1 protein-coding gene is annotated in these 2,358 nt (G+C 51.9%); it reads right to left on the reverse strand.

What is annotated here, in order from left to right:
* Positions 1-2,165, reverse strand: a 2,165-nt coding sequence (locus HMPREF3044_RS07850) for a Rib/alpha-like domain-containing protein (RefSeq protein WP_246820962.1), incomplete at its 3' end; no start/stop codon positions are given.
* Between the last annotated feature and the right edge of the window lie 193 nt (positions 2,166-2,358).

Consider the following 2,358-nt stretch of genomic DNA (forward strand, 5'->3'; position numbering starts at 1 on the left):
TTGCCCTTCGGCTCATTCTGATCAGCCTGCGTTCCAGCGACCTCAAAGACCGCGTTTGACTTCGCGAGGGTCAGCGGCTTCGTGAGAGCATTACCATCCTTATCAACCTTCGGATTGCCGTTTTCATCGAGGTCAGGGACGGTTCGTTCCTTGTCAACCATGCGCACGGGGATGGCAATTTTCTTACCGGTCTGCTGCTTTGTGGGGGTGAAAGAAACTGAGCCGGTCTCAGGATCCAGCTTAATTTGCTCCTTGGTCACTCCCTCGGGCAAATCACCAAGTTCGAAGACTGCGTTCTCGGGCTTGTCCTTCTCAACCTCAGAGGTAGAAGGTATATCGAACTTCGGCGTGGCAGTCTTTTCTTCATTTGCCTTAACTTCCGTGTTGCCATACTCGAAGTATGCACGAGAGACAGCGAAGGAATCCTGCGCCAAGAGACTCTTGTTGTCGGCGGTATCAGTCCCCCTGAACAGACGTGCGGTGAAGGTGTCACCATGCTTCGCATCCGCAGGAACCGTGAGCGGACAAGGCTTGATGGTGGTGTCTGCTAGTACAGCAGAGGGGCCACACTTGCCTACCTCGTTTCCGTCCTTATCAACCCATTGAATGACATACTCAAATCCAGCGCCGACCGGCAAACCGCTCGTATTGGTGACGACTTTCTCACCAGGAAGTGCAAAATTGTCATAGGTATTCTTCTCAACAACCTTGAACTTAAGCGGTGCAGGAATGAGAGCAATGTTCCATGCTGACCAACCTGCGTTAGGCAGCGACTTTGTTGTTTCGCCACCGATTGTCTTGTAAGAACCGCCAGCGGTTTCTGGTCCGCCGTAATCACCAAGTACCCAGGGGTAGAGCGCACCGATGTTACCTGGAAGCTCGTTACCATCCGGACCATAGACGGACACGTAGCTCCACGACCAGTTTGCATGCTTGGCGTTATCCGTCACTTTAAGCCAAGTGCCCTCGTTTAGTTCTGCCTGCTTATTAAACCGCGGATCGGACTCAGCAAGGTCATTGTACGTCTTACCCCACGTTCCGTTGAAGAAGATCTTGAAATTTCCGTTAGAATCTGTCGTGGTCTTGACTGTTTCTGCAATCCAAGTCGGATCCTTCTTGACCTGATCCTTAATCCAATTCTGCAGAGCCTGCTCGTCCTGAGGAGTCCAGCCATCTCCGCGAAGTTCCTTGCCACCAAAATTCGTGGCGGCATACGCCTCGATTGCACGGACAGCCTTGTCCGACAGGTAGGACCCGACCACGGTCAGACCCGCAGCTGCAGGGTCAACGGGTCCATCATCATAATTCCAGAAATTGAGGTTTTTATATCCCTGAGCGGTGAAGAGATTCCAGAAGGCCTGGCCAGTTAGGTAGCCGTAGTCAAGCTTCGGTTTTACACTTTCACGCCATTCATCCTTGTTCGGCTTGTGCTGCGCACGGTTCGTCGTGTCTGCATACAGGATCTTGACCTTGTTTACCTTATTACCTTTCCATTCACCGTTGCCGTCAGAACTCGGAGTCGTGTTCTGAGCAGGGTTGATCGGAGGGTAAAGGCTCACCGCAGGTTGGGTAACCAACCTGTACTTTCCTTCGAGATCAGATGGAAGTACTGTCCAGATGCGAATCTTCTCACGCATCTCATCGCGCCAGTAATCAGGGCTTTGGGTTGAAATGGGTGGGACACCCACAGATGCATCAGCCCGGAATTCTCGCCGGACGCCATTCGCGTCTGTGTACGGAGCGAGTAAGAGAGAGAAATTGCCGTTCTCGTCTGATTCGGTGTAGTAAATCGGAGAAGTGTGCTGGGTATTCTCACCTTCGGACCATTGGGCGTAGATCTTGACACCCTTAAGTGGGGAACCGGTTCCGACCAGATCATCATAATTATTGGTCGCCATCACCATTTCTTTTACAGAACCGTTGACAGTTCCGGTTTCCTGGGGATTACCCGGGGAGTAAATGGCATCAAATTCATTAACGGTTACCTTAATGCTTACCAGATCCGTGGATTTGTCTGGATAAGTTACCACAACGACAGCAGGGTATACCCCAGATTTAGTGGTATCAACCTCGGACTGAAAAGCAAACGTGGTGCCCTCGGGAAGTTCAGACGCATTTTTAATGCCGTCTTTAGCATTCGGAACCTGACCAGTCTCTACTGTCATGTCCTGAGCTTGTGGTGCGTACTTATCGGCTTCTTTGCTTGAGGAACCCTGATCTTCCTGGGCCTGTGCCACAGCAGCAAACTGAAGGGCTACAGGTTGGACGAGGGGTGCTACGAGGGTTAGTGAAAGGGCAGCCGCCGCTATGCTAACACCGCGACGGACCCATTACGGTTTAGGCAGTTCCCTGCTGGGG

Source organism: Corynebacterium sp. HMSC073D01, assembly GCF_001815555.1.
GTDB classification, from domain to species: Bacteria; Actinomycetota; Actinomycetes; order Mycobacteriales; family Mycobacteriaceae; genus Corynebacterium; species Corynebacterium glucuronolyticum.